We start from the raw sequence: 25345 nt of genomic DNA on the forward strand, positions 1-25345 counted from the left end.
TACGGGCTGCGCAGTGCTATGGCTTACGCGGCGGGGGCGGGCTGCGGCACGTCCCAGAAGAGCGCGGGGGCGAATCGGTCCACCGACCCTGCGAAGAGGCCGAGGTAGTAGATCGTCCCCCGGTCGGCCATGAAGCGGACTTTCCCGGTGATCCGGTCGCCGACGTTGATGTTGTGGAGCATGACGGTGAGCGAGTCGCCTGCCCCGGAGTACTGCGGGTAGTAGTACTGGAAAGGCTCGTCGCCGTAGTAGGCGCGGAAGTTGAACGTGCCGGGGAGGTAGACCTCGGGATGCTGGCCGGAGACCACGTGCACGGCGATTTGCGCCTCCCAGAGCTTGCCGCCGGTCGGCGTGGTGGTGAATCCTGGGACCGGCGCGCATGCGATAGCCGCGACCTCGACTTTCACGCCCTGCGCGGTGAACGTGACCCCGTAGCCGAGGGGGCGGTGCCCGTTGTCCTCCGGCGCGGGTTCGTCGCCGCCGCTGTTCGAGCCCGCCGCGCCGTCGTCCGCCTGTCCCGAGTCGTCGTCATCGTCGGGGTCTGCGGCGGCGAGGCCTGCGGGCAGCGCGAGCAGCGCGAGCGGGCTGAGGGCGAGCGTCCGGAGTGCGGCGCGGCGTTCGAGCATGCGGGGAGTCTACTGGAGGCGCCTGGGAATCTGTGTCGGAGGTCTCAGCTTGCTAGCTGGGGCCGTCGGCGAGGGCGTTGAGGGTGTCGAAGAAGGCCCCTTCGACGTGCACGGCGATCTCGTCTTCCTCGTTTTGCGTGGTGATCTGCTGGTACACGCCGTCTTTCCAGTAGAAGACCTCGGGGCTGACCGGTTTCGCGGCTTGCTCGTGCCATTCTCGCGCGAGGTGGGCGACGATGTTCAGCGATGTCGCGGTCTCGCCCGCGTCACGCGGCAGATGCAGCAGCAAGATCTGTTGGAGAGGAATCGCAAAGAGGACTCCGTGCTCGGCTGTCCGGTCGCCGAGCAACGCGGGAAGGTCGAGCGCCTTGGCCGCGACGAAGAAGGATTCTCCCCGGAAGACTTCGACCTGCGCGCCGTCTTGCTCTAGCACGTCGTGGTGCTGGACCTGTTCCGCGGCGGTGCTCTTGAGCGCGGCGGCCCACACCGCGTCGACGTCCCGGTCCTTGAGGTGGAGGTCTGCGAGGGTGATCACGGTCTCCGGGAAATCGTGGCAGAGCACGACGAGCGGCGAGGTCTCGGGCCGGTCGGGCACGAGCGGGCGGACATAGCTGTAGGACTGCGCGGTGTTTTCCCGGGCCTCGGGTGTGTCGCCGAATGCGTCTGGGCCGACGATCCTCGCGCGGGTCAAGCCCAGGAACTCCTCGTCGGTGAGCGCGGCGGACTCCAGCGCGCTCGGCGCGGCCATCACTCTGGCGTGGTGCGCGACGATCCTCGGCCATTCGGAGCGTTCGACTCGGGCGCAGTCGTGGGCGGTGGCTTCGAGGAAGAATTGCCCGTCGTCGTCCAGCACGAGCACGGCGGGCTCGATCCGAACCGTCCGTTTGCCCATTTCGGCGAGGGCCTCCACGGCGAGCGACCGGATCTCGTCGAGGTCCGCCTCGTCCAGTCCGGCGGGGATTGCGGGCGCGGTTTCGCCTGTGCTCATGCGAGGAGCCTACTGGGCCGAGCCTGGTGCGCTGCCTCCTGCGCGCTGTTCGGCGCGGGACCCCTCGTTAGGCTAAAGGGATGAGCCGTCCCGAAGAACCTGGCCCGAGCACCCGTTGCGTCCGCACGACAAGCAGTCCTCACGAGCCTGGCACACCGCTGTCGCCGAGCCCGGTGTTCACTTCGACGTACCACGCGCTGCCTGCGGGCGAGCCGGGGGATTTCTACGGGCGCAACTCGAACCCCATCTGGCGGGCGCTGGAGGCGGCTTTCGCGGATTTGGAGCGGGCACAGGCGGCGCTGGTCTTCCCGACCGGCATGGGCGCGATCACCGCAGTGCTCCGCGCGTTGTGCGCAGGCGGCACGCTCCTCGTCCCGTCCGACGGGTACTACCAGACCCGGGTGTACGCGGGGGAGCGGCTCGCGGCTTGGGGGGTCGAGGTGCGCACCGAGCGCTGCGCGGCGTTCACAGCCGCGATCCGCGCATTGGCGGAAGCCTCGCAGCCACGGGTGGTTTTCGCCGAGACGCCGGTGAATCCCACGCTCGACGTGCTGGATTTGCGCGAAGCGGCGGCCGCGGCCCGCGAGGTGGGGGCGATCTTGGTGGTGGACAACACCGCGGCGACTCCGTTCGGGCAGGTTCCGCTCGATTTCGGCGTGGATCTCGTCGTGGCCTCGGCGACGAAAGGACTGTGCGGCCATAGCGACATCACGCTCGGCTACATCGCCGCGAACCGCCCCGACCTCGTGCAGGCGGTCGAGCGGGAGCGGACCGTCTCCGGAGCGACCACTGGGCCGTTCGAGGCGTGGCTCGCGCACCGCAGCCTCGCCACTGCGGCGTTGCGGTTCGACCGGCAGTGCGCGAACGCGCAGGCCGTGGCGGAATTCTTGAACAGCGAGCCGCAGGTTCGTTCGGTGCGGTACCCCGGTTTGGCTTCTGACCCCTCCCATGCGCTCGCGGCGCGGCAGATGAGCCGATTCGGCAGCCTGGTCTCCATCGAGCTGGAGAGCCTCGCGGCGGCGCAACGCTTCCTCGCCCGCAGCGAGCTCTTAGTCGAAGCGACAAGTTTCGGCGGCGTGCACAGCACGGCGGATCGCCGGGCGCGTTGGGGGGACGCGGTGCCGGAAGGGTTCCTGCGCTTGTCTATCGGCATCGAAGACGAGCGAGACCTCCTCGCGGACCTAGGTCACGCGCTCGGCTGAGCGGGCCTTTGGTCAGATGCACTCGATACCGCTGTGGGTGGGGTCGAGCGCGGGGTTGTAGCCGAGGTCGCCTGCCTTGATCGGGGTGTCGCTGTGCGCTTGGGCTTCGGCGCAGCTCTTCCATCCGCCGACCGGATAAAGCTGCCCGTACGGGCCCTTCACCCAGACGGGAGCGGGCGGGGTCGCGCCCTGCGCTTGGCCGGAAGCCGCCTCGGTGCCCGACGACGATTGGCTGTCGTCTGCGACGGCTAGCGGGGCCGCAGGGGCCAACAGCATGCCCGTGAGTCCGAGCAAGCAGGCTCCCCATGCCGTTCTCGTCATATCCAGCACCTCAATCCGGTCCGCCCTACGGCTTAACTCAATGTGTTGTGTGCATCATACTAATACAGAATGTGATCTAGATCAAACGCAAGGGGCCGTGTCGGGCCCAAGGCGGGCCGGGAGGGGGCCCGGAGGGGTCGGGCGCGAGGGGGTCTTCTAGACGCACTCGATGCCGCGGCCCGTGGGGTCGAGCGCGGGGTTGTAGCCGGGGTCGGCGCGAAAGAGGGGGGTGGAGGCGTGCGCCTGGGCCTCGGCGCAGCTCTTCCAGCCCGTGACCGGGTAGGGCTTCCCGTAGACGTCGAGGCCCCACTGGGTCGGGCCGGACGTCTGCCCGTCTTCCGCGCGGGCGGCGGCGGCAGGCGCGAAGAGGGCGAGCCCGGCGATCGCCGCGGCGACTGTCGCTTTGGTCCGGTCCGTCAGTCTCGATCCCATGCTGCTGGCCTCTTTCTCCATTGTTTGTGGCGCGAGCCACTGAGTGGTATGCAGCAATCATACAAAGAATGTGATGTAGGACAAAAACGAGGATTTCGGGCATCGGGGTCTGCCGCCGTATCATGGGCGGGGCGAATCTGGGGATGCAAACACAATCGGGACGACACCGGCACAGGAGACGAAGCAGGTTGACGCAGGCGAGCGCACAAGCGAGGCCGCTGCGCGCATGGCAGCGGCGTGCGCTGGCGAAATACTTGAGCTCGGCCCCGTCGGATTTCCTCGCCGTGGCCACTCCCGGATCCGGGAAAACGACGTTCGGCCTCCGGATCGCGGCAGAGCTCCTCGCGGACCGAACCGTGGACCAGATCACGGTGGTGACCCCGACGGAGCACCTCAAGCACCAGTGGGCGCAGTCGGCGGCGGAGTCGGGGCTGCTCCTCGACTCGCGGTTCTCGAACGCGGTCGGCATGACTTCCAGCGACAACCATGGCGTCGTCGTCACCTACGCCCAGGTCGCGGCGCACCCCGCCCGGCACAGGGTGCGCACCGAGCGCAGGCGCACGCTGGTGCTCCTCGACGAGGTGCACCACGCGGGGGACGCGAAGTCCTGGGGCGACGGCGTGCGCGAGGCGTTCGAGGGCGCCGAGCGGCGCGTCGCGCTGACCGGCACGCCGTTCCGCAGCGACGACAGCCCCATTCCCTTCGTCAGGTACGAGCCGGTCGGGGACGGCGGGCTGATCAGCCGTTCCGACCATCAGTACGGCTACTCGGAGGCGCTGGCGGACGGCGTCGTCCGTCCCGTGGTGTTCCTCGCGTACTCCGGCGAGGCGCGTTGGCGCTCGAGCGCGGGCGACGAGTACGCCGCCCGGCTCGGCGACCCGCTCACCCGCGAGCACACGGCGCGGGCGTGGCGCACGGCTTTGGACCCGCAGGGCGACTGGATCCCTGCCGTGTTCGCAGCCGCGCACCGGCGGCTGGAGCACAAGCGCGCCACGGGCATGCCGGACGCGGGCGGGCTGGTGATCGCGACCGACCAGGAAAAGGCGCGGGCGTACGCGGCGAAGCTGCGCGAGATCACCGGAGAGGCTCCGACCGTGGTCGTCTCCGACGACCCGAGCGCTTCGGGGAAGATCGCGGAGTTCTCGAAGGGCACGTCGAAATGGCTGGTGGCGGTCCGGATGGTGTCGGAGGGCGTCGACGTGCCGCGCCTCTCGGTCGGGGTGTACGCCACCAGTTCCGCGACTGCGCTGTACTTCGCGCAGGCGGTCGGCCGGTTCGTCCGCGCCCGGCAGCAGGGCGAGACAGCGAGCGTGTTCCTGCCTTCGGTGCCGGTGCTGCTGGGCCTCGCGAGCGAGCTGGAGGCCCAGCGCGACCACGTGCTGGGCGCGCCCAAGCGGCAAGAAGAGGGCTGGGAGGACGAGCTCCTCGAGAAGGCGAACCGCAAAGAGTCCACAGCGGACCTGCCGCCGGAGTCGTTCGAGGCGCTCGGCGCGCAGGCCGAGCTGGACCAGGTGATCTATGACGGGAACTCGTTCGGGACCGCGACGTTCGCGGGGTCCGACGAGGAGGCGGACTACCTGGGGCTGCCAGGCCTGTTGGACGCGGAACAGATGCGCACATTGTTGGGCAAACGGCAGGATGAGCAGCTCGCGCGGCGTTCGCAGGCCGATGCGGTCGCTCCCGCGCAACCGGAGCACGCCGGCAGGAACCTTTCGGACCTGCGCCGCGAGCTCAACGCCCTGGTCGCCGCCTACCACCACCGCACGGGGAAGCCGCACGGCGTGGTGCACACCGAGCTGCGCGCGAAGCTCGGCGGGCCAGCGGTCGCGGCCGCCTCCGCGCATCAGCTCAAGGAGCGGATCGACCTGTTGCGCAAGTGGGCGCGCTCGGGTTAGGCCGAGTCAGGTCCACTGGCCGCGCAATGCCGCCGCGCGCTCGTCCCAGCCCTCGTCCGGCAGGGCAGCGTGCAGCAGCATCGCCGCGGCCCAGGCCAGCGGCAGGAGCCCGGCGTCTGTGGCCTCCCCGAGCACCTCTCGCGCGCATATCTGGGATTGGGAGAGATCGTCCAAACAGAAGTGCGTGGCGGCGAGGATCAGATGCGATTTCACCCGGTGGCGAAGGCTCGGGACTGTCTTCCCGATGAACGATCGCGTTTCCACCAGGCCGAAGCCGACGGCGCGGCCTCTGTTGCCGGTCGCGATCGCGGTCTCCGTGTTGACCCATGTCCAGCGCACCCGCGCCCGCCAGCCGAAGGGGGCTGGCTCTGCGGCGGCGAGGAAGCCTTTTGCTCGGGCGAGCGGCGGCTCCGCGCGGTCGAACTCGCCGAGGCCGAGATGGTCGGCGGCGAGCCCGGTGAGCGCGTCGCAGCGGGCGAGGGCGAGCTCCGGGCTCTGCTCGTCGCGCTCTTCGTCCACGAGCGAGAGCGCGCGGGCGTCGAGCCGCAGCGCGTTCGCGTGGTCCCCTTGCTGGCGGAGGATCGAGCCCTCCAGGCTGAGCGCCGTGGACCGCAGTGCGACGGGATGGCGTGGTTCGCGCAATGTCCGGACGAGCTCTGCGGCTTCCGAATAACGGCCCTGCCCGGCGAGGGCCACGGAGCGGAGCCAGCGCTCGAACGGAGTCCTCGCGGGCGGCAAGGGGTAGATGTGAGGTCGGTCACCGAAGGCCGCTGAAGTTAACGCAGAATTTAACGCGGATTGATCGGATGTAAATTTTTCGGCGATTTTGGTTTCCTCAAGAAGTTTTTCTCACATAGTAGGGACGGGATATGTGAAATACCACTTTTTTAGGGTCTTGACGGCGTTGCTGTGGCCTCGTACCGTAACTCCAACACAACGAGGTGGTCAACCCAGGTCGTTCGGCGCGACGAGAGAGTTTCTCCGAGCGATTTGGCGAACAATGAAGCTTGAAAACGAGGAGCGCCGTCACGATGTCAGTTCCACTTCTCCCTGGTCCGAACGCGGACGTATGGGATTGGCAGATGAAGGGGGTTTGTCGTGGGATGGACTCGTCAGTCTTCTTCCACCCGGAGGGGGAGCGCGGTCGAGCGCGCAGGCAGCGGGAGAACAAGGCGAAAGAGTTCTGCAGGCAGTGCCCGGTCCTCTTGCAGTGCCGCGAGCACGCGATCCGGGTCGGCGAGCCGTACGGCATCTGGGGCGGGCTGTCCGAGTCTGAGCGGATTGCCGCTATGGAGAAGCATCGCCGCAGGCTGGCAAGCTAGCTGAGGCAAAAATGATTGTGGCCCCAGGCGATATCGCCTGGGGCCACAATCATTTTTGCGCCTAGTGGGCGTGCCCGTGGTGCCCGTGGCCGGGATCGGCCTTCGCGGGCTTGTCCACAATGGCGGTCTCGGTGGTGAACACCATCCGCGCCACGGAGGCAGCGTTGACGACTGCCGATCGGGTCACCTTCACAGGGTCGATGACGCCGGCTTCGAGCAGGTTCTCGTAGGTCAGCTTCGCGGCGTTGAACCCGATGCTCGGGTTCTCGGCGACCTTGCTGACCACCACGGCCCCGTCCTGGCCCGCGTTGGTCGCGATCCAGTACAGCGGGGCCTTGATCGCCTTGGCCACGACCAAGACGCCGAGCGCCTCGTCGCCGGAGAGGCTCCCGGCGAGTTCGGCGAGCCCTGCGCCCGCATGCACGAGCGCGGTGCCGCCGCCGGGGACGATGCCCTCCTCCACGGCCGCTTTCGCGGCGGAGACGGCGTCCTCGACGCGGTGCTTGCGCTCTTTGGCCTCAGTCTCGGTGGCCGCGCCGACCTTGATGACCGCGACGCCGCCCGCGAGCTTCGCGAGCCGCTCCTGCAGCTTCTCGCGGTCCCAGTCGGAGTCGGTGTTCTCGATCTCCTGGCGGATCTGGGCGACTCGGGCCTGGACTTGGTCGCGGCTGCCCTCGCCCTCGACGATCGTGGTCTCGTCCTTGGTGACGACGATACGCCGGGCGGAGCCGAGGACCTCGAGGCCGACTTCGCGCAGCCGCAGGCCGACCTCGGGGTTGACCACCTGGGCGCCGGTGACCACGGCGAGGTCTTCGAGGAAGGCCTTGCGCCGGTCGCCGAAGTACGGGGCCTTCACGGCCACCGCGCGCAGCGTCTTGCGGATGGAGTTCACCACGAGGGTGGACAGCGCCTCGCCCTCGACGTCCTCCGCCACGATGAGGACGGGCTTGCCCGCCTCGGCGATCTTCTCCAGCAGCGGGAGCAGGTCGGCCAGCGAGCTGATCTTGTCCCGGTGCAGGAGCAGGGAGGCGTTCTCCAGCACGGCTTCCTGCTCGTCCTGGTCCGTGATGAAGTAGGGGGAGAGGAAGCCCTTGTCGAATCGGACGCCCTCGGTCACCACGAGCTCGGTCTCGAGCGTCCCGGACTCCTCGATCGTCACGACACCGTCCTTGCCGACCTTGGTCAGCGCCTCGCCGACCAGTTGGCCGATCCGCTCGTCGCGGGAGGAGACGGTGGCGATCTGGGCGATGTGCTCTTCGCCGTCCACCGGAGTGGCGAGCTTGAGCAGCGCCTCGCTCACCGCGTCGGCGGCCTTGGCGACGCCGGAGCCGAGCGTGATCGGGTTCGCGCCTGCGGCGACGTTGCGCAGCCCCTCGCGGATCAGCGCCTGGGCGAGCACGGTCGCGGTGGTGGTGCCGTCGCCCGCGACATCGTTTGTCTTGGTGGCGACGGACTTCACGAGCTGGGCCCCGAGGTTCTCGAAGGGGTCTTCGAGGTCGATCTCGCGGGCGATGGTGACGCCGTCGTTGGTCACGGTCGGGCCGCCGTACGCCTTGGCGAGCACGACGTGCCTGCCGCGCGGGCCGAGGGTGACTTTCACGGTGTCGGCGAGCCGGTCGACGCCGCGCTCAAGTGCGCGGCGGGCGGTCTCGTCGTATTCGATGAGTTTTGCCATGGGTGAAGTCCTTGCTGAGAAAGCCTGGAAGGGGGAAAGTGAAAACTCGCCCGCCCGGCGGGGCCGGGCGGGCGAGTTTCGAAATCACTTCTCGATGACAGCGAGGATGTCGCGGGCCGAGAGGATCAGGTACTCCTTGCCGTTGTACTTGATCTCGGTGCCGCCGTACTTGCTGTAGATAACGGTGTCGCCCGCCTTGACGTCGAGGGGGATGCGGTTGCCCTTCTCGGTCACCCGGCCTTCGCCGACGGCGATGACGGTGCCCTCCTGGGGCTTCTCCTTGGCGGTGTCCGGGATGACCAAGCCAGAAGCAGTGGTCGTCTCGGCCTCGTTCGCCTCGACGAGGATCTTGTCCTCAAGCGGCTTGATGTTCACGCTCATCGCGATGAGCCTCCAATTTCACTCGGATATTTGTGGTTCGCGGCGCACTTGCGCTCCCCGTGTCGCGGGTCCAGGGTGCTCTGCGCGGCCTCTAGCACTCTACATGGTCGAGTGCTAAAGCTCAACAGCTGGATGCGATGTCGCCCGACTGGCGCCGGTGGTTACCCTATCAAGCGCCGAGAGAATGGAGATCACGATGGGGATTGCTGCGCGCGCCGGGCAGAGGCGGGCCTTGACGGCGCTGGTGTTGGGCTGTGCGGTTCTCGGCCTCTCGGGAGTACGGGCCGCCTCCGATCCGGAGCCCGCATTGGCGGCGACCGGGTTCCTGCACGACGAGGGAGGGCTCGACCCGGTCGACTGCGCCCTGCCGCAGTGGTCGGACGACCCTGCGAGCATGCGGGCGTTTTTCACGGCTGAGCGAGACTGCCTCGACGCGGCATGGACGCCGCTCCTCGCCCGGCACGGCGTGCCGAGCGCCTCGCCCGCGCTGGCCTTCCCCGACAGCATCCCGTTCGCCAGTCCGTGCGGCGATGTGAAGGAGGATGTCATCGCGGCGATTTACTGCGAGGCCGACGACACGCTCTATGTGCCGTTGACCGGTTTGCAGACGAACATCTTCGGAAACCATTCCGGCGTGTACGCAGCCTTGCTGGCGCACGAGTACGGCCACCACGTCCAGATGCTCACCGGCATCACCCGGCAAGCGGTCGAACTCCTGTCGTCGCGGAAAGCGGGACAGCCGCAGGGACTGGAGATGTCCCGGCGGATCGAGCTGCAGGCGCAATGCTTCTCGGGCATGTTCCTCGGGGCCGAGGCGGAGCGTGGCGCCATTGCCCGGACGACTCTCGCCGAGGCGAGAGTCAGCCAGCAGGGGCGGGGCGACACCGGGCTGTCCGACCACGGGACCAGCGCACATGTCCTCAGCTGGTGGGAGCGCGGCACGAACAACAAGGTCGCCGACTGCAACACCTTCAGTGCCTCGAACGAGGACGTCGCGTAGTTCCTGCGGTCCGCGCGGCGATCTCCTGCGTTGTCGGCCGCTCGTGTGCCGGGCTCGGTCCTCGCCGTATTCGCACACGTCGCGTCCTTCCGCCTTGGATCTCATCCACGTGGACGCCCCAGGAACTGCGAAGCGGCGTGGCCCATCTCTCACCCGTCGCGGCGTTCGCCGGATTAGGGTGGCGGTATGGCGATCAACCGGCGGCAAGTCCTCGGCGGAGCCGGGCTGGTCGGAGCTTCGGCGCTCGGCGGAGCGGCGACAGACCGCGCGCTCGGCCCGCATCAGGAGCCGCCTCCGCCGCCAGCCCATGACGGAGCGTCCGAGGCCGACCCGGCGCGGTTCGGGAATCCGCGCCTGCCTGCCGAACTGGACACGACGCGTTCGCACCTGTTCCATCTCTCGGCGGCGGAGCCCGCCCGGTTCGACGGGGGAGAGCTGCGCCAAGCACATGAGAAGGTCTTCCCGGTCCTCACCGGGCAGGAGGCGAGCATCGTGTTCGTCACGCTGGAGAAGGACGGTGTGCGCGAGCCGCATTGGCACCCCAGCGCGTGGGAGGTCAACGTGGTCGTCGCAGGCGCCGCGCAGTGGACGATCCTTGAGCCGGAAGGGCACAGGGAAACGTTCGAGGCGAAAGCGGGCGACGTGGTGTTCGCGCCGCAAGGCTCGATGCACTATTTCGAAAACCGCCATGACGAGCCGCTCAACGTGGTCATCGTCTTCAACGCGAGCACCGAGGAGAGCCGGGACGACATCAGCGTCGCGGCCTCGATCAGCGCGGTCCCGCCGGAGGTCCTCGCTTCGATTTTCGGCGTGCCTGCGGAGCATTTCGCCCAGCTCAAGAAAATCGAGAAATCCGTCGCGATCACCCGGCGGCGTTGACCGCCGGTCCGGTCAGCCCAGCGTCCCGACTCCAAGGCCGGGCTCCAGCTGGAAACCCCAGTCCAAGAGCGCGGAGGCTTGCTGGGTCGGATAGGTGCCAGGGTTGTCCATGACCGCGACCACGAGCCGCCGCCCCTCTTGCGCCGCTGCGCCGACGAAGTTGTACTGCGCCTCGTCGGTGAAGCCCGTCTTGCCGCCCAGTATGCCCGGATACGAGTTCAGCAGGGGATCTCTGTTGACGAGCTCCGGGCCGGAGGCCCCGCCGACCGCGGCGGTCTCCTGTCCGACGATCCTGGCGAAGACCGGGTTCTTGAGCCCCGCGCGGAAGAAGAGCGCGAGGTCGTGCGGCGAGCTGGAGACGCCTGGCGCTTCGAGGCCGGACGGGGTGGTGGCCCGGGTGTCGTGCGCGCCGAGGCTCGCGGCCTCGGCGTTCATTTTCGCGACTGCGGGGCCGGGGCCGCCGAGCGCGCCCGCGAGCGCGTTGGCCGCGCCGTTCGAGGAGATCATGAGCAAGGCCTCAAGCAGCTCGTGCACGGTGTGGGTCGTGCCGGGCTGGATGAATCTGACGATGCTCTCGCTGTCCGCGGCCGCGTCCGCCGCCGTCTCGGTGATCTTTTGGCCGGGGTCGAGCTCGTTCAAGACGACGAGGGCAAGCAGCGTTTTGATGGTGCTGGCCGGATGGTAGCGGCCATGCGGGTTCCGGGCGGCGAGCACTTGCCCGGTGTCGAGGTCCGCGACCAGCCACGCGGGCGCGGAGCCTGCTGGCACGGGCGCTGAGCCGGACGGCTGCGCAACGCCGCTTTGCGAAGCCTGCGCCGGAGCCGTTGGCGAGTCCTCGGGGTCTGCGGCGGCGAACGGAGCTGCGGCGGCCATGACGGCTGCGGCAGCAATCAGGTTCCGGAGGGTGGTGCCGATCATCCGACCAGCCTAACCGGCCACCGCCTGCGGCTCTGCGGTGATCGCCTCGCCCGTGCGCGGAGCGGGTCGCAGCAGGCTCGGCGCGGCGGGAGCCTGCGCGCGCGGAGCCAGGACGGCGCCGAGCCAGGTGATCGCGCCCATCGCCGCGAAGAGCAACGCGCTGGACCAAGTCTGGTTGTCGGAGAACCGCAACAGCCAGGTCGCGACGAACGGCACGAATCCGGACAGGATGGCGGCGAGGTTCGCGGACAGCGCGACGCCCGTGTAGCGCAGATTGTCCGGATACAGCGCGGCCATGATCGTGCCGCACACGGCGTACGGCGTGGAGAGGGCGGCCACGCCGACCGTCATCGCCAGGACCGTCCAGAGGGGGTCGCCCGTGCCGAACAGCCAGAACAGCGGGAAGGCAAGCGCGACACAGGCGAGCGCGCCGCCCGCCGCGATCCTCGGGGCGCCGGTTTTCTGGGCGAGGAAGCCGAATCCGACGATGACGAGGATCTCGCCGAATGCGGCCACGAGTGTCCCGAGGAGCAGGATGCTCGCGCTCATGTGCAGCTCGCGTTTGGCGTAGCTGATCACGAACGTCGTGACGAGGAAGAAACCGCCCATGCCGACCAGCGAGGCCATGGCGCCGACGAGCACCTGCCGCCACGAGGTCCGCAGCACGGCGGCCACGGGGGCTTTGTGCACGGCCTTTGCGGCCTGCACCTCTTGGAAGACCGGGGACTCGTCGAGTTTCGAGCGCACGTGCACGACGACGAGCAGCAGCCCGAACGCCGCGACGAACGGGACGCGCCAGCCCCACGCGTCGAAGCTCGACTTGGGCAGCATGCCCACCGCGAGGAACGCGCCCGAGGAAGCGAGCGTGCCGAGGGGGGAGCCGATCAGCGGGAGCGCGGTGTAGAGCGCCCGTTTGCGCGGCGGCGCGTGCTCGGCGGTCATCACGATGGCGCCTGCCCATTCGCCGCCGAGCGCGAGGCCCTGGACGAACCGTAGCGCGGTCAGGCCGACCGCCGACCACACGCCGATGCTCGCGAAGTTCGGCAGCAGGCCGATGAGGCCGGTGGCGAAGCCGATCAGCGTGATTGTGACCATCAGCGTCGTGCGGCGACCTATTTTGTCGCCCATCCGCCCGAAAACGACGCCGCCGAGCGGACGGGCGACGAAGCCGACCGCGAGTGTGGCGAACGAGCTCAGCGCCGCCGCCGCAGGATTCGCCTTGGCGAAGAATTGCTCGTTGAACACGAGGGCGGACGCGGTGCCGAAGAGGAAGAAGTCGTACCACTCGAGGGCTGTGCCGACGAGAGCTCCCCACACCACTTTTCGGGCCTGCTTGTCATGGGCTTCCGACGTGGAAACGCTCTCCGGCCTCGTCATCGCCCAAATGTACGGGAACAGGGCCCCGCGCGCAGCGCGAATGGGCGGCCGGCGGCGCCGTCAGAGCTTGGACCAGGCCTCCGCCAGCGCCGAGCGCAAGATCGACTCCATCTGGTCGAACTCGCTTTGGCCGCAGACGAGCGGCGGCGCGAGCTGGACCACCGGCTCGGCCCGGTCGTCGGCGCGGCAGTAGAGCCCGCCCTCGAAGAGCGCGGTGGACAAGAAGCCGCGCAGCACCCGTTCGGACTCTTCGGCCAAGAAAGTCTCTTTGGTCGTCTTGTCCTTCACGAGCTCGATGCCGTAGAAGAAGCCCGCGCCGCGCACGTCGCCGACGATCGGCAGGTCGAGGAGCCGGTCGAGCGTCGCTTTGAACGCCGACGCGTTCGCGGCCACATGCGCGTTGAGCCCCTCGCGCTCGAAGATGTCGAGGTTCGCGAGCGCGACCGCCGCGGCGACCGGGTGCCCGCCGTAGGTGGAGCCGTGCGGGAACATGGTCGACGAGTCCGAGAACGGCTCGAAGACCTTCTCGTTGGCGAGCATCGCGCCGATCGGCGCGTAGCCGGAGGTGAGGCCTTTGGCGCAGGTGATGATGTCCGGGATGTAGCCGTACTGCTCGCAGGCGAACATCGGGCCGATCCGGCCGAAGGCGCAGATCACCTCGTCGGAGACCAGGAGCACGTCGTGGCGGTCGCAGATCTCGCGCACGCGCTGGAAGTAGCCGGGGGGCGGCGGGAAACAGCCGCCGGTGTTCTGCACCGGCTCCAAGAAGACGGCGGCGACAGAATCGGCCCCCTCGAAGAGGATCGCCTCCTCGATCCGGTCGGCGGCCCAGAGGCCGAAGGCCTCGTAGTCCGTGGCGTACGCCTCGGGGGCGCGGTAGAAGTTCGTGTTCGGAATCCGGAAGCCGCCGGGGACGAGCGGTTCGAACGGCACTTTGAGCCCGGGCAGGCCCGTGATGGACAGCGCGCCCTGCGAGGTGCCGTGGTAGGCGAGCGAGCGGGAGAGCACCTTGTGCTTGGTCGGCTTGCCGACGAGCTTGAAGTACTGCTTGGCGAGCTTCCACGCGCTCTCCACCGCTTCGCTGCCGCTCACGGTGAAGAACACCCGGTTCAGGTCGCCGGGCGCGTACCCCGCGAGACGCTCGGCGAGCTCGGCCACGGGCGGGGTGACATAGCCCCAGACCGGGAAGTAGGCGAGCTCGCGGGTCTGTTTCGCGGCGGCCTCGGCGAGCTCGGCGCGGCCGTGGCCCACCTGGACCGCGAAGAGCCCGGAGAGGCCGTCGATGTAGCTCCTGCCCGCGTCGTCCCAGATCCGCACGCCTTCGCCCCGGACGATGACCGGCGGGACGATGTCCGCGCCGTGCCGGGCGAAGTGGCCCCAGACGTGCTTCTTCGCCGCTGCGGCGGTGTTGCTCGCGGGCGCGGTCATTGCTTGCCCGGTGTGTGCTGCTGCTCCTTGGCGATGTTTCGATGGGGAGGTTTCGTTTGCGGTGTTCAGCGTTTGCCCCATGTGTACTGCTCCTTAGCGATTTTGAGATAGACGAAGGTTTCGGTGGCGACCACGCCCGGCAGGGAGCGGATCCGGCCATTGAGGACGTCGAGGAGCTCGGCGTCGTCCACGCAGACGACCTCGACGAGCACGTCGAACGAGCCCGCGGTCTGGACCACGTATTTGACCTCGGGGATCTCGCAGAGCCGTTCGCCGAGCTCGCGGGCGTCGCCCGCGCAGCGGACGCCGATCATCGCCTGCCGGGCGAAGCCGACCTGTTTCGGGTCGACCACGGCGACGATTTGCAGGACCCCGCTCTCCGTGAGCTTCTGCACCCGTTGGCGCACGGCCGCTTCGGAGAGCCCGACGAGCTTGCCGATAGCGGCGTACGACTGCCTGCCGTCCTCTTGGAGCTGTTCGACGATAGCTCTGGAGAGCTCGTCGAGCGGCTGCCGGATGTTTGCGGTCACAGAAGCAATATAGCAGAATTCGTTGAATAAATCAATATATGCAACTGAATTAGTTGAAATATTTAGATTTATCTTGCGATTCGGTTGCTGGATTGCTACCCTTTAGCTATGACGAGACATGATGTCCCTGGTTGTTTCATCGGCGGCGCGCCCGTGGTCGGAACGGGGGAGCGCCACGCGGTGGTCAATCCGGCGAACGGCGAGCGCGTCGCCGAATTCGCCCTGGCGACCTCGGCGGAAGTGGAAGCCGCCGTCGCCTCGGCCCGGGCGGCGGCGCCCGAGTGGGCGAAAGCCACTCCCGCCGAACGGGCGGGCGTGCTCGGCAGGCTCGCGGCCCTTGTCCTGGCGCACGCCGACGAGCTCGTGGCCGAGGAGGTGGCGCAGGCCGGCAAGCCAAGGCGGCTCGCGGCCGAGTTCGACATTCCCGGCAGCGCCGACAATCTCGCGTTCTTCGCGGGCGCGGCTCGGCTGCTGGAGGGCAAAGCGTCGGCGGAGTACTCGGGCGGGCACACCTCCTCGATCCGGCGCGAGCCGGTCGGCGTCGTCGGGACGATCGCCCCGTGGAACTATCCGTTGCAGATGGCGGTGTGGAAGGTCGCGCCCGCCCTCGCGGCAGGATGCGCCGTGGTCATCAAGCCGAGCGAGCTCACCCCGCTCACGACGCTGCGCCTCGCGGAACTGGCGGTGGCGGCGGGCCTGCCCGCAGGCGTGCTCAACGTCGTCACGGGCACTGGGGCGGATGCGGGCGAGGCGCTCTCCGGGCATCCGGGCGTGGACGTGGTGACGTTCACCGGCTCCACCGCCGTCGGGCGCAAGGTGATGGCGAGCGCGGCCAAGCGGGGGGCGCGGGTGCAGCTCGAACTGGGCGGCAAGGCGCCGTTCGTGGTCTTCGAGGACGCGGACCTGGAGGCGGCGGTCCACGGCGCGGTGGCCGGGGCGCTCATCAACTCCGGCCAGGACTGCACTGCCGCTGCGCGGGCCATCGTGGCCGAGTCCGTCTACGAGGACTTCGTGGCGGGCGTCGCTGAGCTGATGGAGAAGGTCGTCCAGGGCGACCCGCTCGGCGACGGGGTCGACATCGGGCCGCAGATCTCCTTCGCGCACCGGGACCGGGTGGCGCAGATCGTGCAGCGGGCCAAGGCCGAGGGGGCGCGGGTCGCGGCGGGCGGCTTCGCGCCGGACCTGCCCGGCGCGTTCTACCGGCCGACGCTCCTCGCCGATGTGGCCGAGGACTCCGAGGCGTATCGGGCCGAGATCTTCGGGCCCGTCCTCACGGCGCGTGCGCACAAGGGCGACGACGACGCGATCCGCCAGGCCAACGACACCGAGTACGGCCTCGCGGCCTCGGTGTGGACCAAAGACATCTACCGCGCGCAACGGGCCTCGCGCGAGATCCGGGCGGGCTGCGTGTGGGTCAACGACCACATTCCGATCATCAGCGAGATGCCGCACGGCGGATTCGGGGCCTCCGGCTTCGGCAAAGACCTCTCTGCCTACTCCCTCGAGGAGTACCTCGCGGTGAAGCATGTGATGAGCGAGATCACCGGCGAGTCCAAGAAGGGGTGGCACCGCACGATCTTCGCGCTGCGCTAACCCCGCCCAAGGCCTTGGGCGGGGCCTAGCTTTTCACGGTCAGCCAGATCAAGAGGACATTCAGCCCGGTGATGAGCCCCGCGATCAGCCAGCCGAGGGCGCGGGTGGCCTTCGCGTTGGCGGCTTCGCCCATGATCGCGGGATCGCTGGTGAGCCGGACGAGGGGGATGAGCGCGAAAGGGATGCCGAAGGAGAGCACGACCTGCGAGAGCACCAGCGCCTGCGAGAGGTCCGCGCCGAGCGCGATGATCAGAAGCGCGGGCGTCAGGGTGACGAGCCTGCGCGCGAGCAGCGGGACCTTCGAGCGCAAGAGCCCCTGCATGATCATCGCTCCGGCGTACGCCCCGACGGAGCTCGACGCGAGCCCCGAGGCCAAGAGCCCGATCGCGAGGCAGAGGGCCGCGAACGGCCCGACCCGTTCGGCGATGGCGGCATGCGCGCCCTCGATGGAGTTCACGCCGCCTGCTCCGCGCAGGTTCTGCGCCGCCACGAGCAGCATCGCAAGGTTCACCGTTCCGGCGAGCACCATGGCGAAGCCCACGTCCAGCCGGGTGGCTTGGAGCAATCTGCCCCATTGCTCGGGCGCCACCGGGCCGTGGCGGTCTTTCGCGAGCCCCGAGTGCAGGTACACGGCGTGCGGCATGACGGTCGCGCCGAGCATGGCGGCGGCGATCAGGACGCTTCCCGCGCCCTGGAAGCGGGGGACGAGCCCCCCGGCGACCTCGGCCGCCTCGGGCGGGGCGATCAACAGGCTCGCGAGAAAGCCTGCCGCGATGACGGCGAGCAATCCAACGACCACATGCTCGAAAGTCCGTTGGCCCTCGCGGTCTTTCACAGCGAGCAGCGCCATGCTCACCGCGCCGGTGACGACGCCGCCGACGAGCGGCGGCAGCCCGAAGAGCAGGTGCAGCGCGATCGCGCCGCCGACGATTTCCGCGAGATCGGTCGCCATGGCGACGATCTCGGCCTGAGCCCAATAGGCGATCCGGACGGGTTTGGACAGGCGCGCGCCGACGGCTTCCGGCAATGTCATCCCCGAGACGATCCCGAGTTTGGCGGAGAGGTACTGCACGAGACAGGCCATGAGGTTCGCGGCCACGACCACCCAGACCAAAAGGAATCCGTAGTCCGCCCCCGCGGCCACATTGGCGGCGACGTTGCCCGGGTCGACATAGGCGATGGAGGCGACAAAAGCGGGCCCCAGGAGCGACACGATCGGCCGCGACAGGGGAACTCGGAGACTCACAGTCTCATCGTACAGCCGAAGGAAAAAGTTCGCCTAACCGAAAACTGGTGATGGAGGCGACATTTGGACACGCACGGACGCTCTGGACTCGTGGAACACCTCGCCGATGTGCCGCACGGAGGCCGCGTCCTCGCCGCAGGAGCCCTCGAAGCTCACGCCCTCGTCGCAGAACCGCTCGGTCGGCCCGGGGCATTCGCCGTTCACGCTCGCGCCGCCGCCTGCGCAGGGGACGCTGCGCGGGCAGCGGTTCCAGATGCTCATCCCGCCGTCGGGGCATTCGTGCTCGGGGAAGTCCGGGACGCATCGGCCGGTGACCGCGCTCGGCGCGTTGCCGGGCAGGCACGGCGGGGGGCCGTCGGCCTCGTCCGGGCCTGCCTCTTCCCCGGCGGGGTCGTCGGCGTCGTCCGCCGCGCCCATGTGGGCGGCTGTGGCGCTCGTCGGGGCGGGGGCCGCGAGCGCCTCGGTCGGAGCCGCGATCGGCGTGTAGGCGACTGCGGTGATGAAGACCAGGATCGCTTTTGCCAATGTGCTCCGCGAGGCCATACCCATGTGCTCCCTGTTGTGCTCAGTGCCAGCGCGAACGCTGCCGATTCGGTGATGCTGCTCACGATACCGCACCGTTCGGCGAGCGGCGCGACCATGTCGCGGGATAGAATTCTCGCGATGTCCGGCCAGGTGAGAGCGACCTTCGCGGCGTTGTTGTGCGGCGCTGCGGCGGTCTCGTGCGGCAGGGGAGGGGTGCAGGCGCCCGTGTCGACAGCGACGACGATCGGGCAATCCGCGCCGCAGGCCGCCGCGCCCGCGCCGCTTCCCGCGCCAGAACCGGATCCGGTCGATCCCGTGCGGATCGGCGCAGTCCTGCTGCAGGAGCCCGAGCTCGCCCAGTCGCTCGGCCGAAGGCTGGTCGGCGCGAAGGAGGCGAGCGCCCCGTTCCCGGACCAGCAGGTCGTGCCGGAGTCGTGCATGACTGCCGTCGACATCGGGTTCCAGCGCCAGCTCGGAGGGCAGTGGTCGAGTTTCGCGTACTACTACGCCCACACTCCGAAGGAGGAAGGCGCTGTCGAAGTGGTCGCCGAGGACGTCGCGATCTACCCCACGCGCAAAGCGGCAGGGGCGGCGCTCGACGCGCTGGCCGGGGACCTTGGCAAGTGCTCCGGCTCGCGGGCGGCGCAACGGGCGCAGACCTGGCAGGTCGTCGCGGCCCCGGTCCAGTTGAAGCGAATCGTGTGGACGACGGCGCAGCAGGATTCGCGCGACTGGCATTGCGACTACCAGGGGCAAGTGCTCGCCAACGCGTTCTTCTCGGTGATGTTCTGCAGGCGCGGCGACGCGGGCGGCATGGCGGCGAGCTTGGCGAGAGCGATCGCCGGCCGGATCCGATGAGATAATCGCCTGATGGGAACACGGCTGGGGAGACCATGGCCGCGAGCGAGGCCGCTGCGGCCCGTGGCGTTCGGTTTTTGCGCCGCCGCCGCCGTGTTCGCGGGGATGGGGGTCGGCTCCTTGTTCGACGGCGCGGTCGTTCCCGGCCATGCCGCCCCGGACGCCAGGCTGTTGCCGCTGGCCCCGACCGACACGACACGGCTCGTCCCGGGGAGCGCATTGCAATCGATCGTCGTGGCGCCAGAGCAGGCAGCGCGGCTGCTCGGCGCGGATTTTGGCTGGTCGCGGAGCATCACGGCGCCAGGAGCCGACTCGAAAACGACGGCCAAGGAATGCCTGCTCGCAGATCCGGTCGGCCTTCGCGGCGTGTACGGCCAAGATTGGACCGCGTTCCGCAAGACCACGGTCCAGTCGGCGGAGGACGACGACTCGGCGCAGCTCGTCCTCGCCGTCGGCGTGTACCCGTCGGAGGCCAAAGCCCATGGGCTGTTCTCCTCGCTCGTCTCCGCGCTGGGCGATTGCGACGGCAAGTCCGCGACCGAGACGACCGCGCAGGGCGCGGATCTCGTGTTGTCGTTCGAAGTCGGCCCTTCTGGGGCGGACTCGGCCCAATGGCGCTCGCGGCAAGAAAGCCCGCGCGAGCGCAGCTGCTCGTACGACGCGAGAGTCCGCCGCAATGTGCTTTTCGAGGTCATGGCCTGCGTCGCGGGCTCGGAGGGGAAGAGCGCGAAGGACGTCGCGGACGCGTTGGAGGAAACCCTGCCGTCGTGAGCGAGAGCGGCGGAAAAGGCGGCTGCGGAGCCGGTCTCGGGCGGATTTGCCCCGAGCGCGGGGGCAGCGCTACACTTGTCGCATGCGTGAGCAGTTTCTCAAGGTAATTATCTAGGCGCGTCGTCGCCTGATATTGCTCGACGAGACGACGCGCCTGACCCCTGACCAGTAATCCTGGCGGGGGTGTTTTTGTGTTGCGAGCCAGCACAGTGTGTGCGAACCAGCACAGCGCGAGCCATCAGTGATCCTGAGGCCGACGACCAAGAGGAAAAGAGAAAAGGAGCACGACAGTGACCGCCTCAACCATAAAGAGCGATTCCGAGCCAGGGAACGGCGGCGAAGAGCAAGCCGCGGCCCGGCAGCAAGCTGCGCCGGAGATTCTGACCGGCGCGCAAACCATCATCCGAAGTCTCGAAGAGCTTGGGGTCGAGGCCGTCTTCGGCCTTCCCGGCGGGACGATCCTGCCGACGTACGACCCCCTCTTGGACTCCGAGAAGGTCCGCCACATCCTCGTCCGCCACGAGCAGGGAGCCGGGCACGCCGCCACCGGCTACGCCCAGGCCACCGGGAAGGTCGGCGTGTGCATGGCCACCTCCGGCCCCGGCGCGACGAACCTGGTCACCCCTATCGCGGACGCCTACCTCGACTCCGTGCCCATTGTCGCCATCACCGGACAGGTGTCGCGGGGCCTCATCGGCACGGACGCCTTCCAGGAGGCGGACATCTGCGGCATCACGATGCCGATCACCAAGCACAACTTCCTGGTCACCGACATCGCGGACATCCCGAGGATCTTCGCGGAGGCATTCCACCTCGCGGCCACCGGACGCCCCGGCCCGGTGCTCGTCGACATCCCGAAGGACGTCCAGCAGGCCAAGGCCCCCTTCCACTGGCCGCCGCAGCGCCGCCTGCCCGGATACAAGCCGACCACCCGGCCGCACTCGAAGCAGATCCGGGAGGCCTCGCGGCTCATCCTCGGATCCCAGCGCCCCGTCCTCTATGTCGGCGGCGGCGTGATCAAGGCCGAGGCGAGCGCGGAGCTGAAGATCCTCGCCGAGCTCACCGGCATCCCGGTGGTCACGACGCTCATGGCCAGAGGCGCGTTCCCGGACAGCCACCGCCAGCACTACGGCATGCCCGGCATGCACGGCACGGTCGCCGCTGTGGCCGCGTTGCAGAAGGCGGACCTGCTCATCGCGCTCGGCGCGCGCTTCGACGACCGGGTCACCGGGCAGTTGGACTCCTTCGCGCCGTACGCCAAGGTGGTCCACGCGGACATCGACCCAGCGGAGATCGGCAAGAACCGGGCCGCGGACGTGCCGATCGTCGGCGACTGCAAAGAGACCATCGTCGAGCTGACCGAGGCGATCCGCTCGCTCGCCGCGACCGGCGACCAGAGCGACCTCGCCGAATGGCAGGCGTACCTCGACCAGCTCCGCGACACGTACCCGCTCAGCTACGACTGGCCTTCGGACGGCAAGCTCTCGCCGGAGTACGTCATCGAGGAGCTCGGCAAAGCGGTCGGCCCCGAAGGGATCTTCTGCGCCGGAGTCGGCCAGCACCAGATGTGGGCCGCGCAGTTCGTCGGCTACGACCGCCCCCGCAGCTGGCTCAACTCCGGCGGCCTCGGCACCATGGGCTACGCGGTGCCCGCCGCGATGGGCGCGAAGCTCGGCCAGCCCGACCGCGAGGTCTGGGCCATCGACGGCGACGGCTGCTTCCAGATGACCAACCAGGAGCTCGCCACCTGCGCGGTGGAGGGCATCCCGATCAAGGTCGCGCTCATCAACAACGGGAACCTCGGCATGGTCCGGCAATGGCAGACCCTCTTCTACGAGGAGCGCTACTCGAACACGGACCTGTCGACCCACACGCTGCGCATCCCCGACTTCGTGAAACTCGCCGAGGCGCTCGGCTGCGTCGGGATCAGGGTCGAGCGCAAAGAGGAGGTCGCGGGCGCGATCGCCAAGGCGCGCGCGATCATCGACCGGCCGGTGGTGGTCGAGTTCGTCGTCGGCGAGGACGCCCAGGTGTGGCCGATGGTCGCCGCAGGCACCGGCAACTCCGAGATCATGGCAGCCCGCGGCATCCGCCCGCTGTTCGACGACACCGAAGACCTGCCCATGCCGGGCCACGGAGGACTGAAATGAGCACAACTGCGCCGCTGGCCGAGACCCGGATCCTGTCGATCCTCGTCGAGGACAAGCCTGGCGTGCTCGCCAGGGTGTCGTCCCTCTTCTCCCGTCGCGGGTTCAACATCGACTCGCTCGCCGTCGGGCCGACCGAGCAGCCGAGCATCTCCCGGATGACGATCACCGTGACGGTCGAGGAGGCCGTCTTGGAGCAGATCGTCAAGCAGCTCAACAAGCTGGTGAACGTCATCAAGATCGTCGAGCACCGGGCGGACACCTCGGTCGCCCGCGAGCTCATCCTGCTCAAGGTGCGCGCGGACGCCTCCGTGCGCAGCCAGGTGATCGAGATCGCGCACCTCTTCCGGGCGAAAGTCGTGGACATCTCCTCGGACACGGTGGTCGTCGAGGCCACCGGCGACCAGCAGAAGATCGACGCGCTGCTGCGGGTGCTCGACCCGCTCGGGGTCAAGGAGATCGTCCAATCCGGCCTCATCGCGCTCGGGCGCGGCTCGAAGCCGATCACCGCGCAAAGCCAGCGCTGGTGACCTCGCGCTGACGCGGACAACAGACCGACAACAAACACAATCACACATAAAGGAGTTCGAATGCCCAGCAAACAAGGGTCGGTGACCGTCTACAACGAGGACGACGTCAACCCGTCGCTCATCGCAGGCCGCAAGGTCGCCATCATCGGCTACGGCAGCCAGGGCCACGCCCACAGCCTCAACCTGCGCGACTCCGGCGTCGACGTGCGCGTCGGCCTGCGCGAGGGCTCGCCGTCGCGCGCGAAGGTCGAGGAGCAGGGCCTGGTCGCGGGCACGCCCGCCGAGGTCGCCGAGTGGGCCGACGTGATCATGGTCCTCGCCCCGGACACCTCGCAGGCGAAGATCTTCAGCGAGGAGATCGCCCCGCACCTCAAGGACGGCGACGCGCTGTTCTTCGCGCACGGCCTCGCGATCCACTTCGAGCTGATCAAGCCCCCGGCAGGCGTGACTGTCGCGATGGTCGCCCCGAAGGGCCCCGGCCACCTGGTGCGCAGGCAGTATGTGGACGGCAAGGGCGTCCCGGCGCTCGTCGCCGTCGCCCAGGACCCCAAGGGCGAGGCCCTCGACCTGGCGCTCTCGTACGCCGCCGGGCTCGGCGCGCATCGCGCGGGCGTCATCGCCACCACCTTCAAGGAAGAGGTCGAGACCGACCTCTTCGGCGAGCAGGCGGTGCTCTGCGGCGGCGCGGAGAAGCTGGTGCAGACCGGCTTCGAGGTCATGGTCGAGGCTGGCTACGCCCCGGAGATGGCCTACTTCGAGGTGCTCCACGAGCTCAAGCTGATCGTCGACCTCATGTACGAGGGCGGGATCTCCCGGATGAACTACTCCGTGTCCGACACGGCGGAGTTCGGCGGCTACCTCTCCGGCCCCCGCGTGGTCGACGAGGCCGCGAAGCAGCACATGCGCGAGATCCTCACCGACATCCAGGACGGCACCTTCGTCAAGCGGCTGGTTGCCAACGTCGAAGGCGGCAACAAGGAGCTCGAAGGGCTGCGCAAGGAGCACGCCGAGCACCCGATCGAAGAGGTCGGCAAGCGTCTGCGCGGGCTCATGAGCTGGGTGGACAACCCGCTCAACGACACGGTCTAATCTGACCAACAGTCCTTGCAAAAGCTCGGGGCCGATTCGGCCCCGAGCTTTTGTTTTTGGTCAAGGCTTTTGGAGTTGGAAATCATCGCCAGCGCCGGGTCCGAGGGCTTCGAGGATCGCGCCGATATTCACGCCGCCCTCGTTGTCCTCGCACGGGGTGTCGTTGTAGTAGTGGGTGACCATGCCGACGAGCTTGGAGCCTCTGACGACAGGGGCGCCAGCGTCGCCCTTGCGGATGCAGAGCTCCGCCAGGTGGTTGCTCTCGCCAGCGCGGAGGACGCTGCCGCAGGTCCATCCGGTGCTGCGGCCGAGCTTGCACACGGTGTCGCCTTGCTCCAGCGGGGCGGGGTCGAAGCCGGTGATGGTGAAATCGCCGACGGTCGCCGTGGGAGCGACTTTCTTCGGGTTGAACTGGATCACCCCGAACGCGAGATGGTCGTCTGTTCTCACGACGGTCCCGAGCTCGCCCGCCTCTTGCGACTCCTCGGCGATCACGTCGCTGCCCGCGTCGCCGCAGAAGCCTGCGGTGATGCCGACGAGGCTGCCGCTGCGGTCGTGCCCGATGGCGGTGAGCGTGCAGGCCATGTGTCTGCCGACGACGATGGGGGAGCCGCCGCCGAGGACGACCCTGTCGTCCGCCAGCGCTGGAGCCGAGCAGGCCAGAGCCGTGGCGAAGGCCGCCAAACAGGAACCAAGAATATGCAGCGCGCGCATGGCGCTCCCTCCCCGCCGAAGTGGATCACAACAAAATCGAGACTAACATACCCGAATTTATTGTTCCAAAGGTCAAAAGAGCGGCATGGCCGTCAGCTGTTGTCTTCGACCCGTTGCACCAGCGTCGCGTAGAGCTTGGCGAACGCCTCCTTGTCCGGCAGCTGGTCCGCCGTGGCCGGTTTGAGGGACTGCAGGGTGAGCCCCGCGAACACGGTGTGCTCGGAGACATGGGCGAGGACGACGAGCATCGAGCTGTCTTTGGCCGCGCTCCCTTTCGCGCTGTGCGTCGTCAGGAGATAGCTGACGGCCTGTTGAGCGGAAGACCCGGGCGGTTGCTGCGGCGCGATGGACATGGTCCCGCTGCCGAAGTCGTTCGTCATCGAGAATGTCGGACAAGACTTCGCGAACTGGGCGAACTCGTCCCAGGAGACCGTTCGGTCGACCACGCCGAGCGCGATGGTCCGCAGCTCGTCCGACCCGCGCCGCACGCCGTAGGAGGCTTTGCCGTCGCCAAGCTCCTCGAAGGGTTTCTGCGTCGCGAACTCCGCGCAGCGGGGCGGGTCGTATTTCGTGTTGGGCAGGTTCTGCTGCGGGTAGGCGACCGAGTTGAGGCTCAAATTCTCTTTCGCGATGTACTCCGGGGGGAACTCGTCCGCGGCGATCCGCATCGCGGCCGGGTTCGTGTGGTGCTCGCGGGGTTTCAGCCAGATCCATGCTCCGACCGCGACGGCGACGCAGACAGACGCGAGGACGGCGAGCGCGCGCCAGGTGGTGAGCCGGTCGAGGAGCGTCGGCCCTTGCGGCTTGGACCGTTGTGCGGGACGGCTCTTTTCGCGCAATGCCGCTCGTCGGGCCGCTTGGGACCCGGTTGTCTGCGACCTCATCACCCGATGAGTCT

The 25345-nt window shown here is 68.5% G+C and carries 26 protein-coding genes; 11 read left to right on the forward strand and 15 right to left on the reverse strand.

What is annotated here, in order from left to right; all coding sequences use genetic code 11:
• Positions 1-23 precede the first annotated feature (23 nt).
• Entirely contained in the window at positions 24-626 is a 603-nt protein-coding gene (locus tag ACRC20_RS07865; RefSeq protein WP_438685809.1) for a tat pathway signal sequence, read from the reverse strand.
• Positions 627-678: 52 nt separating this feature from the next.
• Positions 679-1614 (reverse strand): hypothetical protein, encoded by a 936-nt coding sequence (locus tag ACRC20_RS07870; protein WP_438685810.1) that lies wholly within the window; start codon positions 1612-1614, stop codon positions 679-681.
• Between the two features lie 80 nt (positions 1615-1694).
• Here ACRC20_RS07870 and ACRC20_RS07875 point away from each other — a divergent pair, with 80 nt between their 5' ends.
• A complete protein-coding gene (locus ACRC20_RS07875) occupies positions 1695-2816 on the forward strand; it encodes a cystathionine gamma-lyase (protein ID WP_438685811.1) in 1122 nt (373 codons plus the stop codon).
• 12 nt (positions 2817-2828) lie between these two features.
• Here the strand turns inward: ACRC20_RS07875 and ACRC20_RS07880 are convergent, their stop codons facing one another.
• Both ACRC20_RS07880 and ACRC20_RS07885 read right to left on the reverse strand, forming a co-directional pair.
• A complete protein-coding gene (locus tag ACRC20_RS07880; RefSeq protein WP_438685812.1) occupies positions 2829-3137 on the reverse strand; it encodes an excalibur calcium-binding domain-containing protein in 309 nt (102 codons plus the stop codon).
• A gap of 156 nt (positions 3138-3293) precedes the next feature.
• On the reverse strand, positions 3294-3569 hold the full coding sequence (locus tag ACRC20_RS07885) for an excalibur calcium-binding domain-containing protein (protein ID WP_438685813.1): 276 nt from the start codon (positions 3567-3569) through the stop codon (positions 3294-3296).
• Positions 3570-3757: 188 nt separating this feature from the next.
• On the opposite strand from ACRC20_RS07885, the gene ACRC20_RS07890 reads away from it, so the two are divergent.
• Positions 3758-5464, forward strand: coding sequence for a DEAD/DEAH box helicase (locus ACRC20_RS07890; RefSeq protein ID WP_438685814.1), 1707 nt, complete (start codon positions 3758-3760; stop codon positions 5462-5464).
• Positions 5465-5470: 6 nt separating this feature from the next.
• Here ACRC20_RS07890 and ACRC20_RS07895 read toward each other — a convergent pair whose 3' ends face one another.
• The gene (locus ACRC20_RS07895; RefSeq protein WP_438685815.1) at positions 5471-6202 is read right to left on the reverse strand and encodes a tetratricopeptide repeat protein; all 732 of its coding nucleotides are present in this window, start codon (positions 6200-6202) and stop codon (positions 5471-5473) included.
• Positions 6203-6495: 293 nt separating this feature from the next.
• Between ACRC20_RS07895 and ACRC20_RS07900 the strand changes: the two genes are divergently transcribed.
• Complete coding sequence (locus ACRC20_RS07900) at positions 6496-6786, forward strand: WhiB family transcriptional regulator (RefSeq protein ID WP_438685816.1); 291 nt, start codon at positions 6496-6498, stop codon at positions 6784-6786.
• Between the two features lie 61 nt (positions 6787-6847).
• Here ACRC20_RS07900 and groL read toward each other — a convergent pair whose 3' ends face one another.
• Positions 6848-8461 carry a chaperonin GroEL gene (gene groL, locus ACRC20_RS07905; RefSeq protein WP_438685817.1) on the reverse strand — a complete coding sequence of 538 codons (1614 nt, stop codon included), beginning with the start codon at positions 8459-8461 and terminating at the stop codon, positions 6848-6850.
• An 84-nt stretch (positions 8462-8545) separates the two neighbouring features.
• Positions 8546-8842, reverse strand: coding sequence for a co-chaperone GroES (gene groES / locus ACRC20_RS07910; RefSeq protein ID WP_438685818.1), 297 nt, complete (start codon positions 8840-8842; stop codon positions 8546-8548).
• Between the two features lie 196 nt (positions 8843-9038).
• On the opposite strand from groES, the gene ACRC20_RS07915 reads away from it, so the two are divergent.
• Together ACRC20_RS07915 and ACRC20_RS07920 are read left to right on the forward strand one after the other, a co-directional pair.
• The gene (locus tag ACRC20_RS07915; RefSeq protein ID WP_438685819.1) at positions 9039-9842 is read left to right on the forward strand and encodes a neutral zinc metallopeptidase; all 804 of its coding nucleotides are present in this window, start codon (positions 9039-9041) and stop codon (positions 9840-9842) included.
• Positions 9843-10028: 186 nt separating this feature from the next.
• Complete coding sequence (locus tag ACRC20_RS07920) at positions 10029-10721, forward strand: cupin domain-containing protein (protein ID WP_438685820.1); 693 nt, start codon at positions 10029-10031, stop codon at positions 10719-10721.
• A gap of 12 nt (positions 10722-10733) precedes the next feature.
• Here ACRC20_RS07920 and ACRC20_RS07925 read toward each other — a convergent pair whose 3' ends face one another.
• From ACRC20_RS07925 to ACRC20_RS07940, 4 genes are all read right to left on the reverse strand, one after another.
• The gene (locus ACRC20_RS07925) at positions 10734-11639 is read right to left on the reverse strand and encodes a D-alanyl-D-alanine carboxypeptidase family protein (protein ID WP_438685821.1); all 906 of its coding nucleotides are present in this window, start codon (positions 11637-11639) and stop codon (positions 10734-10736) included.
• 9 nt (positions 11640-11648) lie between these two features.
• The gene (locus tag ACRC20_RS07930) at positions 11649-13016 is read right to left on the reverse strand and encodes an MFS transporter (RefSeq protein WP_438685822.1); all 1368 of its coding nucleotides are present in this window, start codon (positions 13014-13016) and stop codon (positions 11649-11651) included.
• Between the two features lie 60 nt (positions 13017-13076).
• The gene (locus ACRC20_RS07935) at positions 13077-14444 is read right to left on the reverse strand and encodes an aspartate aminotransferase family protein (protein ID WP_438685823.1); all 1368 of its coding nucleotides are present in this window, start codon (positions 14442-14444) and stop codon (positions 13077-13079) included.
• A gap of 65 nt (positions 14445-14509) precedes the next feature.
• On the reverse strand, positions 14510-14974 hold the full coding sequence (locus tag ACRC20_RS07940) for an Lrp/AsnC family transcriptional regulator (protein ID WP_438685824.1): 465 nt from the start codon (positions 14972-14974) through the stop codon (positions 14510-14512).
• Between the two features lie 108 nt (positions 14975-15082).
• On the opposite strand from ACRC20_RS07940, the gene ACRC20_RS07945 reads away from it, so the two are divergent.
• Positions 15083-16567 carry a gamma-aminobutyraldehyde dehydrogenase gene (locus ACRC20_RS07945; RefSeq protein WP_438685825.1) on the forward strand — a complete coding sequence of 495 codons (1485 nt, stop codon included), beginning with the start codon at positions 15083-15085 and terminating at the stop codon, positions 16565-16567.
• A gap of 25 nt (positions 16568-16592) precedes the next feature.
• Here the strand turns inward: ACRC20_RS07945 and ACRC20_RS07950 are convergent, their stop codons facing one another.
• Together ACRC20_RS07950 and ACRC20_RS07955 are read right to left on the reverse strand one after the other, a co-directional pair.
• The gene (locus ACRC20_RS07950) at positions 16593-17813 is read right to left on the reverse strand and encodes an Nramp family divalent metal transporter (RefSeq protein ID WP_438685826.1); all 1221 of its coding nucleotides are present in this window, start codon (positions 17811-17813) and stop codon (positions 16593-16595) included.
• Between the two features lie 33 nt (positions 17814-17846).
• The gene (locus ACRC20_RS07955; protein ID WP_438685827.1) at positions 17847-18356 is read right to left on the reverse strand and encodes a hypothetical protein; all 510 of its coding nucleotides are present in this window, start codon (positions 18354-18356) and stop codon (positions 17847-17849) included.
• A 120-nt stretch (positions 18357-18476) separates the two neighbouring features.
• Here ACRC20_RS07955 and ACRC20_RS07960 point away from each other — a divergent pair, with 120 nt between their 5' ends.
• The 5 genes from ACRC20_RS07960 (at position 18477) to ilvC (ending at position 23733) form a co-directional block, all read left to right on the forward strand.
• On the forward strand, positions 18477-19196 hold the full coding sequence (locus ACRC20_RS07960) for a sensor domain-containing protein (RefSeq protein WP_438685828.1): 720 nt from the start codon (positions 18477-18479) through the stop codon (positions 19194-19196).
• A gap of 63 nt (positions 19197-19259) precedes the next feature.
• A complete protein-coding gene (locus tag ACRC20_RS07965; RefSeq protein ID WP_438685829.1) occupies positions 19260-19967 on the forward strand; it encodes a sensor domain-containing protein in 708 nt (235 codons plus the stop codon).
• A gap of 305 nt (positions 19968-20272) precedes the next feature.
• The gene (locus ACRC20_RS07970) at positions 20273-22117 is read left to right on the forward strand and encodes an acetolactate synthase large subunit (RefSeq protein WP_438686192.1); all 1845 of its coding nucleotides are present in this window, start codon (positions 20273-20275) and stop codon (positions 22115-22117) included.
• Positions 22114-22644 carry an acetolactate synthase small subunit gene (gene ilvN, locus ACRC20_RS07975; protein ID WP_438685830.1) on the forward strand — a complete coding sequence of 177 codons (531 nt, stop codon included), beginning with the start codon at positions 22114-22116 and terminating at the stop codon, positions 22642-22644. The genes ACRC20_RS07970 and ilvN overlap by 4 nt, the downstream gene beginning before the upstream one ends.
• 60 nt (positions 22645-22704) lie before the next feature.
• On the forward strand, positions 22705-23733 hold the full coding sequence (ilvC, locus tag ACRC20_RS07980; RefSeq protein WP_438685831.1) for a ketol-acid reductoisomerase: 1029 nt from the start codon (positions 22705-22707) through the stop codon (positions 23731-23733).
• 60 nt (positions 23734-23793) lie between these two features.
• Here the strand turns inward: ilvC and ACRC20_RS07985 are convergent, their stop codons facing one another.
• Positions 23794-24447 (reverse strand): peptidase S1, encoded by a 654-nt coding sequence (locus ACRC20_RS07985; RefSeq protein ID WP_438685832.1) that lies wholly within the window; start codon positions 24445-24447, stop codon positions 23794-23796.
• A 92-nt stretch (positions 24448-24539) separates the two neighbouring features.
• Entirely contained in the window at positions 24540-25331 is a 792-nt protein-coding gene (locus tag ACRC20_RS07990; RefSeq protein WP_438685833.1) for a hypothetical protein, read from the reverse strand.
• Between the last annotated feature and the right edge of the window lie 14 nt (positions 25332-25345).

The organism is Segniliparus sp. (assembly GCF_051660745.1).
Lineage (GTDB): Bacteria > Actinomycetota > Actinomycetes > Mycobacteriales > Mycobacteriaceae > Segniliparus.